At 59.5% G+C, this 15618-nt stretch carries 13 protein-coding genes and 1 tRNA gene; 6 read left to right on the top strand and 8 right to left on the bottom strand.

Annotation, left to right across the window (positions count from 1 at the left end; all coding sequences use genetic code 11):
* Positions 1-37: 37 nt before the first annotated feature.
* Entirely contained in the window at positions 38-1060 is a 1023-nt protein-coding gene (hemE, locus tag MJQ68_RS06555) for a uroporphyrinogen decarboxylase (protein WP_238750230.1), read from the bottom strand.
* A 103-nt stretch (positions 1061-1163) separates the two neighbouring features.
* Between hemE and MJQ68_RS06560 the strand changes: the two genes are divergently transcribed.
* Both MJQ68_RS06560 and rbsK read left to right on the top strand, forming a co-directional pair.
* Positions 1164-2159, top strand: a complete 996-nt coding sequence (locus tag MJQ68_RS06560) for a GRP family sugar transporter (RefSeq protein WP_238750231.1) — start codon at positions 1164-1166, stop codon at positions 2157-2159.
* Positions 2160-2181: 22 nt separating this feature from the next.
* Positions 2182-3063: a ribokinase gene (gene rbsK, locus MJQ68_RS06565; protein WP_238750232.1), complete on the top strand. Its 882-nt coding sequence runs from the start codon at positions 2182-2184 to the stop codon at positions 3061-3063.
* A 31-nt stretch (positions 3064-3094) separates the two neighbouring features.
* On the opposite strand, the gene MJQ68_RS06570 is transcribed toward rbsK, so the two are convergent.
* A complete protein-coding gene (locus MJQ68_RS06570; RefSeq protein WP_238750233.1) occupies positions 3095-4723 on the bottom strand; it encodes an acyl-CoA carboxylase subunit beta in 1629 nt (542 codons plus the stop codon).
* On the opposite strand from MJQ68_RS06570, the gene MJQ68_RS06575 reads away from it, so the two are divergent.
* The gene (locus MJQ68_RS06575) at positions 4722-5003 is read left to right on the top strand and encodes a hypothetical protein (RefSeq protein ID WP_238750234.1); all 282 of its coding nucleotides are present in this window, start codon (positions 4722-4724) and stop codon (positions 5001-5003) included. The two genes, MJQ68_RS06570 and MJQ68_RS06575, sit on opposite strands and share 2 nt — an antisense overlap.
* 95 nt (positions 5004-5098) lie before the next feature.
* On the opposite strand, the gene MJQ68_RS06580 is transcribed toward MJQ68_RS06575, so the two are convergent.
* Positions 5099-5184 (bottom strand) — tRNA-Leu (locus MJQ68_RS06580).
* 217 nt (positions 5185-5401) lie between these two features.
* On the opposite strand from MJQ68_RS06580, the gene MJQ68_RS06585 reads away from it, so the two are divergent.
* Positions 5402-7132 (top strand): DEAD/DEAH box helicase, encoded by a 1731-nt coding sequence (locus MJQ68_RS06585; protein ID WP_238750235.1) that lies wholly within the window; start codon positions 5402-5404, stop codon positions 7130-7132.
* Positions 7133-7148: 16 nt separating this feature from the next.
* On the opposite strand, the gene MJQ68_RS06590 is transcribed toward MJQ68_RS06585, so the two are convergent.
* From MJQ68_RS06590 to MJQ68_RS06600, 3 genes are read right to left on the bottom strand one after another with little or no spacing between them, the layout of a single operon-like run.
* Entirely contained in the window at positions 7149-7823 is a 675-nt protein-coding gene (locus MJQ68_RS06590) for a 3'-5' exonuclease (RefSeq protein WP_238750236.1), read from the bottom strand.
* A gap of 44 nt (positions 7824-7867) precedes the next feature.
* Positions 7868-9817, bottom strand: a complete 1950-nt coding sequence (locus tag MJQ68_RS06595; protein ID WP_238750237.1) for a DUF294 nucleotidyltransferase-like domain-containing protein — start codon at positions 9815-9817, stop codon at positions 7868-7870.
* A gap of 34 nt (positions 9818-9851) precedes the next feature.
* Positions 9852-11090 (bottom strand): ABC transporter permease, encoded by a 1239-nt coding sequence (locus tag MJQ68_RS06600; RefSeq protein ID WP_238750238.1) that lies wholly within the window; start codon positions 11088-11090, stop codon positions 9852-9854.
* A 156-nt stretch (positions 11091-11246) separates the two neighbouring features.
* On the opposite strand from MJQ68_RS06600, the gene lipA reads away from it, so the two are divergent.
* Positions 11247-12119 (top strand): lipoyl synthase, encoded by an 873-nt coding sequence (lipA, locus tag MJQ68_RS06605; protein ID WP_238750239.1) that lies wholly within the window; start codon positions 11247-11249, stop codon positions 12117-12119.
* A 110-nt stretch (positions 12120-12229) separates the two neighbouring features.
* Entirely contained in the window at positions 12230-13570 is a 1341-nt protein-coding gene (locus MJQ68_RS06610) for an HTTM domain-containing protein (RefSeq protein ID WP_238750240.1), read from the top strand.
* Here the strand turns inward: MJQ68_RS06610 and cysM are convergent.
* Together cysM and MJQ68_RS06620 are read right to left on the bottom strand one after the other, a co-directional pair.
* Positions 13560-14432, bottom strand: coding sequence for a cysteine synthase CysM (gene cysM, locus MJQ68_RS06615; RefSeq protein ID WP_238750241.1), 873 nt, complete (start codon positions 14430-14432; stop codon positions 13560-13562). The genes MJQ68_RS06610 and cysM overlap by 11 nt on opposite strands.
* Positions 14432-15553, bottom strand: coding sequence for a ComEA family DNA-binding protein (locus MJQ68_RS06620; RefSeq protein WP_238750242.1), 1122 nt, complete (start codon positions 15551-15553; stop codon positions 14432-14434). Before MJQ68_RS06620 ends, cysM begins: the two co-directional genes overlap by 1 nt.
* Positions 15554-15618: the final 65 nt, after the last annotated feature.

Genomic DNA, 15618 nt, shown 5'->3' on the forward strand with positions numbered 1-15618 from the left:
TTTGGGCCTGCTCGTCCTGACTATAGTCCTGCAGCAGCTAGTACCGATACCCTTTAACGGCGTTGACAAAGGCCTTCACCCCATCCAGGGGGGTGTCGGGATATACTCCATGCCCAAGGTTGGCTATGTGCTTACGGCCGAAGGCATCGAGCATACGCACGGTGGCCTGCTCGATGTCTTCCACCGGGGCGTAGAGTTGGGTGGGATCCATATTGCCCTGTAGCACCTGGCCCTGCACCTGCGACCGCGCCGCCTCAATGTCCGCGATCCAGTCGAGCTGCACGACCTGGCAGTCGAGACGGCCGATGTCGGGGATAGCGTGACGGGCGTCCTTGGCAAATACCGTGACGGGGGTATCACCCAGTTCCTTACAGATCAGGTCGATGTAGCGCAGGCTAAACTCCCGGTAGTGCGCCGGAGGCAGCACGCCCGCCCAACTGTCGAATAGTTGGATCAGGTCGGCGCCGTGGCGGGCCTTTTCCTTCAGGTAGGCCGCCGTGGCAATGGCGATCTTTTCCAGCAGCTGGTGACTGAGCTTCGGATCCTGGTACAGCATGCGACGCGCCTTGCTGAAGGTCTTGCTGCCGCCGCCTTCGACCATGTAGGCGAAGATCGTCCAGGGCGCTCCGGCAAAACCGATCAGGGGGACGCGATTGTCCAGTCGCTGTTTAGTCGCGTCGAGGGCGTCAAAGACGTAGCGCAGGTGCTGGGGCGCTTCTTCCGGGGGGCGCAAGGCAGCTACGTCCTGGGCGCTGGCGATCGTCTTGGGAAAGCGGGGACCTACTTTTTCGATCATGGTGTAGTCCAGTCCCAGAGCCTCGGGGATGACCAGGATGTCGCTGAAGATGATGGCGGCGTCAACCCCCAGTTCGTCTACCGGCTGTACGGTGACTTCGGCGGCTAGGTCCGGCGTGGAGACCAGTTCCTTGAAGCCACTCAGGCTGGCGCGCAGGGCGCGGTACTGCGGCAGGATGCGGCCGGCCTGGCGCATGAGCCAGACGGGGGGGCGTTCGACGGTTTCGCCCCGGGCGGCGCGTAGGAAGAGGTCGTTGGTATACATGCAGCGAAAGTAGGCAGTTTGGGGTGGGGGAGTGCGGCGCAACCTGACGGCGCCCCCTTATTTGACCGAACAATTACTACATTCACTACACACTCACCCGCGTATGTTCATCATCGGTAGCTACTCCCTGGCCGTCTTTTTTTGCATCATCACGATGCTGTGCTGGGGCAGTTGGGCCAATACCCAGAAGCTGGCGGCGCGAGGCTGGCGCTTCGAGCTGTTTTACTGGGATTACGTGATCGGTATCCTGCTGTTTGCACTGCTGTTCGGACTTACGGCGGGGAGCGCGGGTGCGGTGGGCCGCAGCATGTTCCCCGATCTGCTGCAGGCGGACTGGTCAAACGTAGGCTCGGCACTGCTCGGCGGGGTGCTCTTCAATGCGGCCAATATTCTGCTGGTGGCTAGTATCGCGCTTGCGGGGATGAGCGTGGCCTTCCCGACCGGTATCGGGCTGGCCCTGGTGATCGGCGTGGTGGTGAACTACCTGGACCGGCCCGAGGGGGATGCTACGCTGTTATTTGGCGGCACCTTTCTGGTGGCCGTAGCTATCCTGCTCAACGCCTATGCGTACCGTCGGGCGGGTGCAGGGGGTAACAGCACGCCGACCAGGGGCCTAGTACTCGCCGTTGTAGCCGGCTGTCTGATGGGGCTGTTCTACAAATATGTGGCTAACTCCATGTTTGAAGACTTCGAGGTGCCGGTACCGGGCAAACTGAGTCCGTACTCCGCCGTGCTGGTGTTCGCCGTAGGCATAGCACTGAGCAACTTCCTGTTCAATACCCTGCTGATGCGCTACCCCTTCGAGGGTCCTCCGCTGCGGTTCGCAGACTATTTTCGGGGTACCACCCGCAATCACCTGATGGGCGTACTGGGCGGCGTGATCTGGTGCATCGGCATGTCGTTCAGCATACTGGCCAGTGACGAGGCGGGACCGGCCATCAGCTACGGTCTCGGTCAGGGGGCCACGATTGTGGCGGCCCTCTGGGGCATCTATGTATGGCGCGAATTTGCCGGTGCTCCATCCGGCACGCAGACCATCCTAAATCTGATGCTAGTTTGCTACCTCATCGGTCTGGGGCTCATCGTAGCTGCGGGATGACTCATACCAAAACCCTCTATCCATGCCCCGAATTACCGTAGTAGGAAGCAGCAATACCGACATGGTCGTGCGAACGCCCCGCTTTCCACAGGCCGGAGAAACCCTACTGGGCGGCGAGTTCTTCCTGTTTGCCGGGGGCAAGGGAGCCAACCAGGCGGTGGCCGCGGCACGCCTGGGCGGGCATGTGCGGTTCGTAGCCAGGGTAGGGGATGACCTGTTTGGCCGGCAAGCGCTCGAGGGGTTTAAGCGCGAGGGCATCGACTGTAGTGCCGTCAGCACCGATCCACAATTAGCTTCGGGAACAGCACTGATCACGGTCAACGAGGCCGGTGAGAATACCATCGTGGTAGCTTCCGGAGCCAACGATGCGCTCCGTTCCGCGTTGCTCGCGCCCATTTCTTTAGAAGCGAACGAGTACGTTCTCACACAACTTGAAACGCCCCTCGAAACGGTGATGGCGCTGGCTGAGCGTACCGACCGCTTAGTGCTAAATCCCGCCCCGGCTCGCGAACTGCCCGATGATCTGCTCCAGCGCGTCTACCTGATTACCCCCAACGAAACCGAAACCCGCCTCCTCACCGGTGTTCGGGTAACCGACCAGCAGAGTGCAACCGCCGCGGCCACCCTCCTGCGTCAAAAAGGCGTGCAGCACGTCATCATCACCATGGGTGCCGCCGGCGCGTACTACCAGGGGCCTGCATCTTCCTTCATAACGCCCGCGCCATGCGTTAAGGCCGTAGACACCACGGCCGCCGGCGATGTATTCAACGGAGCACTGGTGGTAGCACTATCCGAAGGGCGCAGCATGCGGGACGCCGTCGCCTTCGCTATCCGTGCCGCCTCCCTGTCCGTGACCCGCATGGGCGCCCAGACCTCCGCCCCCTACCTGACGGAGCTGCGCTAATTCCGCAAGAATCTGCGATTGAACGCCCCCCTTAAGTCTGCACCGCACCTACATTGAACCGCTCCGTAGGTGCGTGCGTAGCGGCCTCGATGCCCGCCGAAATGTACGCCCGGGTCATCCGTGGATCGATCAGCTCGTCTACCCACAGGCGCGCCGCGGCGTAGTACGGACTCGTCTGACTATCGTAGCGCTCCATGATCTTTTTCAGCAGCGCCTTTTCTTCCTCCTCGCTGACTTCTTCGCCACGAGCTTTCTGGCTGCTCACCTGGATCTGTAGTAGCACCTTGGCGGCCTGCTCGCCACCCATGACGGCGATCCGGGCTGTAGGCCATGCCAGCATCAGCCGCGGATCGTATGCCCGACCGCACATGGCGTAATTCCCCGCCCCGTAGCTGTTGCCTACTACGATAGAAAACTTCGGTACGGTGCTGTTACTGACCGCGCTGACCATCTTGGCGCCATCCTTTATGATGCCGCCCTGCTCGGATCGACTACCGACCATAAAGCCCGACACATCGTGCAGAAACACCAGCGGGATTTCCTTCTGATTGCACACCATGATGAAGCGCGCCGCCTTGTCGGCCGAGTCGCTGTAGATCACGCCGCCGAATTGCATCTCGCCCTTGCCGCTCTTGACGACCTCGCGGTTGTTGGCCACGATGCCTACGGACCAGCCATCGATCCGCGCATAACCGCAGAGTATCGTCTTGCCGTATTCGGCCTTGTACTCCGTGAACTTGCCGCCATCGACCAGCGCACCGATGAGGGCACGGCCGTCGTAGGGCTTGGCGCGCTCTTCCGGAAGTACACCCAGAATAGCTGCTTCATCTACCGCTACGGGTTCGCTGCGATCGAAGGGGGAAAGGATCTTCTCGGGTACCCGACCCATGAGGTCGCGGATGGTGGACAGGCACTCCGTATCGTCGGTACACTTATAGTCGATCACCCCACTGACCGAGGTGTGCATCTCGGCACCCCCCAGGGCTTCGGCTTCCACCTTTTCGCCGATGGCTGCACGTACCAGGTAGGGTCCGGCCAGGAAGATGCTGCCGGTGCCGTCGACAATCAGGCTTTCATCAGACATGATGGGCAGGTAGGCGCCACCCGCCACGCAGCTGCCCATGACGGCCGCGATCTGCGTGATGCCCAGGGCGCTCATCCGGGCGTTGTTGCGGAAGATGCGGCCGAAGTGATCGGCGTCGGCAAAGATTTGCTCCTGCATCGGCAGGAAGACTCCGGCGCTGTCGACCAGGTAGATGATCGGCACCTGGTTTTCCATGGCGATTTCCTGGGCGCGCAGGTTCTTCTTGCCCGTGATGGGGAACCAGGCACCGGCCTTTACGGTGGCATCGTTGGCCACGACGACACAGAGTCGGCCGGCTACCCGTCCGTAGCCCGTAATTACGCCGCCTGCCGGACAGCCACCGTGTTCGGGGTACATATCGTAGCCGGCAAAGGCGCCGAACTCCAAAAATTCGGATCCGGGATCAATGAGTTTTGCGACCCGTTCGCGGGCCGTCAGTTTTCCTTTTTGGTGTTGCTTGGCTACGCGTTTGGCCCCGCCACCCTCGAGAATGCGTTCGAGGCGGTGGTTGAGGCGAGCTACTTGGAGGAGCATACCGTCTTCGTGGGCGGCAGCCGTGCGTTCTTCTTTGGTCATGATCGGGGGTTGGGCGGCCGAAAAGTACGATATTCGCAGTAACCCTCCCAGCATGGACAGCAGCATCGTCGGCCTCGTCATTCACCTCATCTTTCTCGCGATCGGGGTGTACCTCTACCTGTTCTCCCGCGGGCTCGTCCAGGCCGGCACCCCAGAGACCAGGGCCCGCGCCGAGTCCTTCCGCCAAGAGAACGCCACCTGGATGCGCTACCTGGGGCTCGCCTTGGCAGCCGTCATGTTACTCAATCTCCTATTCGACGTCCAGGCCCTGTTCGCCTAAGCACTCAACACGCCGGGCGCGGCCGCCGGTGCAGTGCTAAAACAGGAAGGCAGCAGAGCGGACCAGTGCCACCTGCTGCCTCACCTATGTGTATGTACCCGGAACGGGGATCGAACCCGTACTCTCAGTACTGAGAACTGGATTTTAAGTCCAGCGCGTCTACCAGTTCCGCCATCCGGGCGGCACGGGACAAAGGTAATTGAAGTTTATGAGAGATCGGTGTTAGGTGCGTCTTAAGGGCCCACGGCCCCGACATATAGTCCCTATCCCTTTAACCCCCTAACTCCTTTTTCCGTACCTTTGCGGCTTCTTAGCACACACGGGTGGGTTAGGGGCTTACGCTGGGGTGCCTAGATGCACATTGTAGTAGACCGTTTCACCCGTATAAAACAGGTGAAATGGAAAGCTTTAACGAGACGTCACTCCGCGATGACGTCAAACGCGCCGTGGCCGAACTCGGCTTCACGACCCCCACGCCGGTCCAGGCAAAGACCATCCCGGCCATTCTCGACTCCGACCGCGACCTGATCGCGCTGGCCCGTACGGGTACCGGCAAGACGGCCGGCTTCGGACTGCCCGTAGTCAACGGTATCGACACCGAAACGTACGCGGTACAGGCGCTCATCCTTTGTCCTACCCGTGAGCTCTGCCTACAGATCGCACGCGACCTAATCGAGTTTGCTCGCTTCCGTAAGGGCGTCAACGTGGTTGCCGTATACGGTGGTGCCAGCGCTGGCGACCAGATTCGGGCCATCCGCTCGGGGGGCAACATCGTAGTCGGCACGCCGGGTCGAACCCTTGACCTTATCAATCGCGGCAAGCTCGTCGTGGACTCGCTCAAGCGGGTAGTACTGGACGAGGCCGACGAGATGCTCAATATGGGCTTCCAGGAAGAGCTTAACGGTATTCTGGACGCCACGCCGAAGGAAAAGCAGACCCTGCTCTTCTCGGCCACCATGCCCCGGGAGGCCCGCAAGATCTCTACGGACTACATGAACGACCCGCAGGAGATCAGCATCGATCATACGGATGCCGGAAATTCCAACATCACCCACGTGTACTATAAGGTGAAGGGCAGCGACCGCTTCAGTCTGGTCAAGCTGCTGGTGGAGCTGAATGAGGATATGTACGCCGTCATCTTCTGCCGTACGCGGCGGGAAGTAGATGGTGTAGCCGAAGACCTGCGTTTTGCCGGACACGCTGCCGATGCCCTACACGGTGATATGAGCCAAGCCCAGCGCGACGATGTCATGAAGCGCTTCCGCAAGGGGCGCATCAAACTGCTGGTGGCCACCGACGTAGCTGCCCGCGGACTGGACGTGAGCGACCTCACCCACGTTATCAATTACAACCTACCCGACGCCCCCGAGGTGTACGTGCACCGCAGTGGTCGCACCGGTCGGGCCGGTAAGGAGGGTATCGCCGTATCGATCGTCACCGGTCGGGAACTCCGCAAGATCCGCGATATCGAGCGCTACGGTAAGCTGGAGATCAGTGAGGCTCCTATCCCGAGCCAGGATGAAGTGTACCGCCGCCGTGCGATGAGCTTCGTCACCTCCATCCAGCAAGCCGAACTGAAGGACAAGAAGCTTCAGCAGCTACTTCCCGAGATCACTGAGGGACTCGAAAGTCTGGATCGGGAAGAACTCATCCAGCACTTCATTGCCTACAGTCTGGCCGACTTCTCCAAGCAACTAGGCAGCGTACGCAAAGTAGAATCGCCCCGCGACGATCCCCGCGATCGGACGGAGCGCCGCGAGCGCAGGAGCAATGTCAGCTACACCCGCCTGTGCATGGCCGCCGGTCGGCGACAGGGTTACACCGTACCCCAGGTCATCGGCATGCTGAACAAGAACGTACCGGGCCGCAAGATCGACCTGGGTAAGATCGACCTGCAGAACAACCTAACGTTCATCGACGTGGACGAGAAGGAAGCCAGCCGTGTCGTGGCCGCCCTCAGTGGTGTGCAGGACAAGGGGCAGGACATCAACCTCAGCGTATACGATGGCAATATGCCCAGCAACGCGGGAGGGGGCGACGGCGATCGCCAGCAGCGCAACAAGTACCGCGGCTTCGAAGGTGGCTTCAGCAAGGGCAAGAAGAAGCACCGCAAGGGGCAGGGCAAATAGCTCCTACACCCGTGCGCTACAGGTCGGAGATGCGAAGATCGCGATCCAGCTTGACCGCCAGTCGGGTCAGTAGCTTGAGCCACAGTACCGCCGTGATATAGCTATCGCCTAGGGCCGTATGCCGGTCGGACAGTGGTATGCGGTAGCGCCTAGCCAGTACGTCGAGGGAGTAATCGCCTTCGGGCGTCCAGTATCCGGCGGGGCGTAGCCGTTTGGCTAATCCAACGGTATCGACCACGCGGTTTTTGAGCGGGCCGGCGCCATGTCTGGCCAGTGCCCGATTGATCATCTCGATGTCGAAGCCGATATGGTGGCCTACTATGACGCTATCCCTCAAGTAGTCCAGTAGCTCGGCTAGCATACTGGGCTCGTCGCTGTAGGTATACCGGCGCGAATTTGGAATAATTCCATGAATAGGAATAGCGTGGCTATTCTCTACGCTGCTCGGACTGGGTAGATAAGCTTCAAATTTTTCCGCCAGGTGAATGCTGTTACCGTACACCCGCAGTGCCCCCAGGCTGAGGATGCGGTCCGTGCGAACGTCGAGTCCCGTAGTTTCCGCATCCAGTACAACTATGGTGATGGTATTGAGCAGTCTATCCGCGGCGGGTACTTCCGATTGGGCTAAGATATCGCGGTAGGCGCGGTACCACGGGGGCCAATCTTCCGAATCCGCGTCGGTAGGGTGCAAACCCAACCGCCGCTTTAATCGCTCCATCCACTTGCCATTCGCCACTAGCGCAGGAAGTTGAGCTGGAAGCGCATCTCCAGCAGTTGCTGAATCTCCCGTACCGGAGTGAAGCTGTTACGGAGCAGTAATCGCTGTACACGCGACAACTCGGCCGGGGCTACGAAGCGGCCAGAATCCCCCCGGGCCAGACCGAGCACGGCCCGCAGGCGGATCAGTACTTCGTAGGCTTCGGCGGCATCGTGATAGAGCTGTGCGTTCTGTGGTTCCAACTTGGCCAGCGCCTCGTAGCGTAGGAAGGTATTGTTGATGTTGCCCTGTCGCGCGGTGAGGATCAGTACGCGGGCTGCATCGGTCAGCGGTCGCATGGCGCGGGCCTTGAGGTCGAACTGATCCTTGTGCTCACCGGAGCGCTCGACTACGAAGTTTCGGAAGAAGGTAAGTGGACTGGGATTTTGCAGTGCGGCTTGTGCCAGGGAGGCCTGGAAGCGCGTCGAGTGGTCTTCCATCTCTGCGAAGATGTGGGCCGTCAGTTTATCGGGTAGGCTACCGTCACCCCATACCCCGCGGTAGTCGAAGAAGATGGACGTATGCAGCATATTCTCGGCCGTGTTATCGTGCATCCACCGGCTGAACTGGGCTTTCCACTTGCTTACGCTCAGGCACCACTTGGGATTACTGGCCATCATGTCTCCGTCGCAGTAGCTGTAGCCGGCGTCGTTGAGGTATTCAGTCACGTAGTCGGACAGCTGTAGAAAGTAGGCTTTGACCTGATTGTACTTCTCCTCCGGTACATCCTCGAAGATCAGGGCGTTGTCCTGGTCGGTTCGCAGTAGTTGTTCGCCGCGTCCTTGGCTACCGAGCGCTAGCCAGTCGAACAGGGCTGGCGGATTACCGTGGCCATCCGCCTGCATACGTGCAAGCGCCAGTTTCATCGACTTGCGGATGATCGCGTCGTTGATCTGACTCATCACCGTAGTGATGTACGAGATAGCTACCTCCTTTTCCAGGAAGCCTGCCAGAATGGTTTCCGCCCGATCGCGCAGGTCCCGCAGGTAACGAGATGACTGGGCCCGTCCGATCTCTTGAATCAGCACCGCCGGATTGTTTCCCTGTACGAGTAGCACGTCGTGCTCACTCACCACGCCTACGACGGCCGAACGGTTGGTACCGTCCTCGGTCTGTACCAGATGATGGACGCCGCTGCGAAGCATCTCGATCTGCACGTCCGCGATCGTAGCGCGCGTACCAATACACCGTACGGGACTGGACATGATCGCAGCCACTGGCGATTGCCGGCTTACCAGCGCGGTAGCTACACTCTGTCGCAGATCGCGATCGGTGACGATACCTACCGGCCGGCGTGCATCATCCACCACTACAATAGAACCTACTTCGGCTTCCGTCATATACCGGGCTGCATCGATAATGGTTTGATCCGGGCGGCATACGATCGGATCCCGGGTCTGCCGGACAAACTGCATGGACTGAAGGTCAGGCGTTCGCTGCGCTCCGCTGTTGTCATCCGCTACCGCAATTTTGGCTGCAGCGGCGGCCCGGTATTCACGGGCATACCGCGAGCTGCCGGCCATACTAGTCAGTAAGTACTGTAGCACGCGGGGATTATCAGCGATCAATTCCTGGAAGCCTTCGCTATTTACGGCATATAGCAAGCTCTCTTCCGCCGCGCGAGCCAGAAAGACATAATTATCGCCGGCCAGGAGGGGGCGGATACCAAACACCTCGCCCTCCCCACAGCGCTCCACCAGCAGTTCGCTCCCATCGGTCTCCTCACTGAATAATTCGATGGTTCCCTCCTTAACGACGAAGAAGCGATCGCGCGGCGGCTCCCCGGGACAGAACACCACAGTACCCGGAGGCTGGTAGCGTACCTCCACCTTGGAGGCTACCCGTAGTAGTACGGTCTGCTCGAGGTAGCTGAACGGCTCGATGTCCTTGAGGTAGTCGTAAATGCGGAAGGCAACCTGATTAGGCATGGGAGCTAAGGTAAGCCCGACGGCCCGCACGTCATTACTCGTACCGAAGCGATTCGATGGGGTCCAGCGCCGCAGCCCGCAGGGCTGGGTAGAGTCCGGAGATAAGACCTACCACCGTACATACGACGAGCGCAAGTCCAATCCATAACCACGGGATCAAAAAGCTACCTCCGGTGAAGAAGACTACGGCGTTACCGGCCATCACGCCGAGAATGATACCGAGTATACCCCCGAGCTGACAAATGATAACCGCCTCCACCAAGAATTGGAGGAGTACGTTCCGACGTGTGGCTCCCAGCGCTTTACGCACACCGATCTCGCGGGTCCGTTCGGTAACGGATACGAGCATGATGTTCATCAGTCCGATGGCAGCACCCAGTAGGGTCATGAGTCCGATACTGATGGCGGCCAGTCGCAGAGTAACGGTATTCTCCTTTATTATACTGACCAGATCGGAGCTGTTCTCTACCTCGAAGTCATTCTCCTGACCGGCCCGCAGCCCCCGCACGCGGCGCATGGTGAGGGTAGCTTCTGACATGGCTGCGTCGATGCCACTGGGGTCCGGTACGGCAACTAGTATATCGTAGTTGGTACGATTGGAGCCGTAGTAGCGCTTCGCGGTCTGTAGCGGGATCAGTACGCGCTTGTCGTTGTTGTTCAGGCTGCTGCCCTTACTAGCCAGCGTGCCGACGATGGTGTACCGCACGCCCGCTGCACTGATTTCTTTACCTACGGCAAACTGATGCTTACCGGAAAAGAGCTCATCTACCAAATCGGCACCAAGGATGGCAAAGTTTCCACCTTCGGTGACCTCTCGCCGCGTGAAGTTCCGTCCGGCCTCCACTTCGTACCCCTTGCTAGTCAGGTAGTTGCTGGTCATACCAAACAGGGATACATTCGGGTTGGTCTCCCGGTCTTCATAAGCTACCGTGGTGGCTCCCCGGGCGAAAAAACTGATGCTGACGCTGGCGGGGTAATTGTAGCTCTCGGCAAAATCCATCGCCTGATCGAAGGTGAAGGGTTCAGACCGCTTGCCCCGGTTGTTGCGTCCACCGCGCGACCGCACCTGCTCGCTCTTGCGCTCGATTTCGAAGGTATTGGCACCCAGACTAGACAGATTGGACGACAGCGAGTAGATCGCTGCGTCGATGGCGGTGAGTATGCCCACCAGGGCCATAATACCTACCGCAATAATTAGTGTAGTCAGCAGTGCACGCAGCCAATTGGCACCCACGCTCCGCAACGCGACGCGGATATTTTCCATCGTATCCATAGGACCCAAATGTAGGGCCTTAGTAGGCCACGCTCCGGGCTTTTTCGACCAACGGCCTAGCTTCAACTAAAAGGGGTTTAGCTTTGTAGTTGCAGTAGTCGGTCGACGCCCCGCTGATACTCCCGGGACCGTGCGCCTGATGACCACCGAACGCCGATGATCGATCTCCCCCTAGCCCCCTCCCGTGCCGAACGCCAGCGCAAGCCCGACTGGCTACGTGTCAAGCTACCCATCGGACCCGACTACAAGCGGGTGCGCAAGCTGGTCGACGAGTACAAGCTCAATACCATCTGCCAGAGCGGCAACTGCCCCAACATGGGCGAGTGCTGGGGCGCCGGTACGGCTACCTTCATGATCCTGGGTAACGTCTGCACCCGCTCCTGCAGCTTCTGCGCCGTCAAAACGGGCCGCCCCACGGAGTACGACACCGACGAGCCCCGCCGTGTAGCCGAAGCCATCGACCTCATGCAGGTCAAGCACGCCGTACTTACCTCCGTCAACCGCGACGAACTCAAGGACCGCGGCGCCGAGATCTGGTACCAGACCGTACGCCAGATTAAAGAGCGTACCCCACAGACTACCATCGAAACACTCATTCCAGACGTTCGCGGTAACTGGGATGCGCTGTACCGCATGATCGACGGTGGCCAGGAAGTAGTCAGCCACAATATGGAAACCGTGGAGGAGCTCTACCGAAAGGTGCGGCCGCAGGGTCGGTACGCCCGTAGTCTGGAGGAGCTGCGTCGGATCAAGGAAGCCGGCAAGCGGACTAAGACCGGCTTCATGGTCGGACTCGGCGAAACCGAAGCACAAGTGGAGCGCATCCTCGATGACCTGATCGCTGTCGGCGTAGATGTGGTCACCATCGGGCAGTACCTACAACCCACCGCAATGCACCTGGCCGTAGATAGCTTCGTCACCCCCGATACCTTCGCACACTACAAAGCCGTAGGCATGGCCAAGGGCTTTGACTTTGTAGAGAGCGGCCCGCTGGTACGCAGCAGCTACCACGCCGAGCGTCACCTCTAGCTTAGGCTCGTCTGCCGAGGCGGCAAGGAACAACAACCATGTCCTCAGGAACCACCGCCGGACCCCATGGTATATCAATTTCCCGAAGTCCCGATCGGAAGACTCCGGTAGTGCCCATCTACACCCTGGTGTGGCTCCGCATTGCGCTGGGAATACTGGGTGCCGGCGACATCCTGGGCAATGGGATCTACTACCACTGGTACCTCGACAGCTTTTCCGGATTCACCTTTCGCTACTTCGGCTTCGAATGGGTACATCCCCTTCCGGAACCCTTCCTCAGTCTGTTTTTCATCGTAGGTTTTGGATTAGGTATCGCCGTAGCCCTGGGTTGGCGATTTCGTATCACCGCCCCGCTTTTCGCACTGGCGTTCACTTATCTTTTTCTACTCGAAAAGGCGCACTACCTCAACCATGCCTACCTATTCGCCTGGCTCGCCTGGTTGTTGGCTTTTTCCCCGGCCTGGCGGGAATGGTCGCTCGATGTGCGCCGTGATCCTAGTCAGTGGACGCCCGCCGTGCCGAAGTGGGACGTATACGTCTTCCCCCTACTGATGGGACTCGTGTATTTCTTCGGTGGAATCAACAAGATCAACCACGACTGGCTCATCGAAGCGATGCCACTGCACATGTGGCTGGAACGACGGGAGAGCATGCCTATACTGGGACCACTCTTCGCACTGAAGGAGACTGCCTATGTCATGGCCTGGGGTGGTATGCTACTCGATCTGCTGTGTCCGTTCATGCTGATCCACCGGCGGTTGCGGTGGGTAGCCTTGGGTTTTCTCATCCTGTTTCACGCTACCAATCACCTGATCTTCAATATTGGCATCTTCCCTTACTTGTCCATGGTACTCACCAGTATGTTCTTCGCGCCGGACTGGCCCCTGCGTTTGGTCAAGTGGCTCGCCGCGCGAAGCAAGCGTATCAGAAGGTGGCGAGACGGTTGGGTAGCGTGCGTGGCACACCAGTTGCCGGCCGGGGTAAGCTCGCTGTTCGGTAGCCAGTACCGTGGTATAGCTCTTGCGTCATTAGTACTCCTGCACGTATTCCTTCCTCTGAGGAACTACCTGTTTGCCTCTGACGTGAACTGGAGTGAGGAAGGCCATCGCTACAGCTGGCGGATGATGCTGCGCAGCAAACAGGGGAAAGGAGACTACCGGCTGGTAGACCGTGAAACCGGAGCGGTGACCTTAATTGAACCCGCAGACAGTTTGGACCGCCGGCAGTACTACAAGATGTGCACCCATCCCGACATGATACTACAGTATGCTCATCACCTGCGAGATCAGCGGGCTAGCGTCGGTCAGGATGTAGCCGTATACGGTGATTTTACCGTGCGCCTGAATGGCCGCCGATACCAGCAATTTATCGATCCCTCGGTAGATCTCGCGCGCACCGAGTGGAGCTGGATGACTACCAAGCCATGGGTTCTGCCGGAAGCTAGAGAGTAGATAGGTAACGGTCGCCCCGGTCACATATGATGCATACGATGAGCGCCTCGTCCAGCCCTTCAGCTAGCCGCAGCGCAGCAGCCGTCGCGCCCCCGGAGCTCGTGCCGGCGAACACCCCGCACTCGGTGGCCAGACGGTGCATGGTGGCCACCGCCTCCGCTTCACTTACGTCGATGACCCGATCGACCTGGGTAGGATCGTAGATAGCCGGTAGAAATTCAGGACTCCACCTACGTATACCCGGGATGCTACTACCGTCCGTAGGTTGTACACCCACAATCTGTACCTGATCGGACTGCTCATGCAGGTACCGGCCAGTTCCAGTAATGGTACCGGTAGTGCCCATACTACTCACGAAGTGAGTCACTTGACCGGACGTATCTCGCCAAATTTCCGGACCCGTGCTTCCATAATGTGCCCGCCAGTTATCATCATTGCTGAACTGGTTCAGCTGTACATACTCACCGCTGTCCTCCATCTCCTGGGCCAGCTCGCGACTATATTCAATGGTGCGATCGGCCGGCGTCAGGATCACTTCCGCCCCGTACGCCCGCATCGTTTTGATGCGCTCCTCAGTACTGTTTTCCGGCATGATCAGCGTGACGGGTACGCGGTAGGTCGCCGCGATCATCGCGATGGCGATACCCGTGTTGCCGCTGGTAGCCTCCACGATACGCGTTCCATTACCGATCACGCCGCGCTCCAGTGCACCGCGGACCATACTGAGTGCCGCACGATCCTTGACCGACCCACCGGGGTTCTGCCCCTCCAGCTTGCCGTACAGTCTGATCGTAGGATTGGCTTGGAGGGTGGAAATATCTACCAGCGGCGTGTTGCCGATCAGGTCGAGCAGGCTATTCATCAGTCGAAGTTGAGATAGGGCAACAGGCGTGCGCTGCGTTCGGCCGTCAGTGCCCGCACTTTTTCTAGATCGGCCACCGAAATGAACGCCCCGTGGTTATTGCGGTACCGCACGATGATTTCGGCCGTGCGTCGGTCCAGATACGGGTGTGCCGCTAGCGTAGCCGCATCCGCCCGGTTGATGTACAGCGGGCGGGGTGGGCTCACGACGCGTAGCAGGGGTAGTATCAATTGGTAGCTCGAATCAGGCAGACCGTATGTATCCGCCACTTGCTGCGGTGCCGCGAAGCCTCCAAGACGGTCGCGGTACTTGACGATCTGCGCGGCTCGAAACGGTCCGATACCCGGCAGCGACTGCCAGTCCATAACGGAAGCACTGTTTACATCTATGGGCTCCTGAGCTACCTGGGGCGGGGCCGCCGGTGCGGTGTCTATTGGAAGGGCAATACGCATGAGTGGCAGCAGGTCGGTTACTAGCTGACTGTCCAGCGCGCCCATACGGTACAGGTCCTGTGGCTGGCGGAAGGTCATCTCCCGGTAGCTGCGGTACTTCACCAGCGCCCGCGCCTGCCGTTCGCTCAGTCCCAGCAGTTGCAGGCTATCGGCGGGTAGGGTGTTGGGATCGAAGGGGAAGCGCTGGGCGGGGGGCCGCGGCACTGAGCTAGCATCTCCTGAGGAGGTAGGTTCCGTAGACAGCTCCGGAATGCGCGCCAGCGCCGCAAGTCGTGCCGCCTGCTCGGGCCGAAGGACGTACAGGCTAGCCAGTTCTTCCGCTCGGCGAAACGGTCGCTTGCTCCGGTAGCGCAGTACGGAAGCGGCCTGCTTCTCACTCAGCCCTAAACGTTGGAGGTCAGCCGCCGTTACGGTATTAGGATCGAAGGGGAAAGACTCCGGTACCCGCTGTGTACTTACGGTTCGCTCAGGATGCGCGTTACGCAGACTATCCGCCAGGTGCACCAGCGTGTCATCGTCCGTGGTGACAAACGCGGTCGTAGACTGATTGAAATACCAGTTTACTCCCGCGCAGGCAGCGATGAAGACCAGCAGCAGAAGCAGACCGGCGCGTTGTGCGCGGGTATAGGACCAGGTAGATGATTGGCGGGGAGGTGTAGAAGCGGGCAAGGTGTAAACTGAGGTACAAGAATACAAAATCTGTCCCGACCTTGCAGCCCTGCGCGAATCCGTTG

The sequence above is a fragment of the Neolewinella maritima genome, assembly GCF_923081025.1.
Classification (GTDB): Bacteria; Bacteroidota; Bacteroidia; order Chitinophagales; family Saprospiraceae; genus Neolewinella; species Neolewinella maritima.